Source organism: Pantoea sp. E956-1, assembly GCF_982223955.1.
Genome location: NZ_CEUYZP010000065.1, coordinates 1 through 453, shown reverse-complemented (window position 1 = coordinate 453; position 453 = coordinate 1). Strand labels below are relative to the sequence as shown.

The 453-nt window shown below is 48.6% G+C and carries 1 pseudogene; it reads right to left on the bottom strand.

Going from position 1 to position 453, the window contains the following annotated elements:
• Positions 1–229 (bottom strand): annotated as a pseudogene (locus AC0T7J_RS25275) (hypothetical protein); the annotation flags it as partial.
• Positions 230–453 lie beyond the last annotated feature (224 nt).

Below are 453 nucleotides of genomic sequence, written 5' to 3'. Positions count from 1 at the left end.
ACCACGGCACCAGCCCGCACACCAGCCAGAGGACGAAAGGAAAGTCGCCGTGAGGTGCCGCTTTGAAGCCGAACTGAAACACGAACCACAGGATCAGCGTTGTCGCGCACGGCTGAATAAAGACCCACAAGAAACCAAGATAGTTTGTCAAATAACGGGCGCGGAGATCATTTGAAACCAGGCTCAACAAAATCCTGCGATCTGCCAGCATCGTCCTCAACCAGTTCATTGAAAGTCACCGTGTGTCACAAACACATTCACCACCACTTCAAAACCATCGCATGCCATCATGAATTCCATTTAACTAACCGGGCTCATCGACTTAAGTTTTTCCGTTTTCCGGAATTAATACGGGTTCGGCTTTATCTGCACGAACCGACAATCTGGATTTGAAAGTCAACATCCGTTTCTCAACCAGATGCCAGGACAGGTAACCGAGTATCAGCGTAAAAA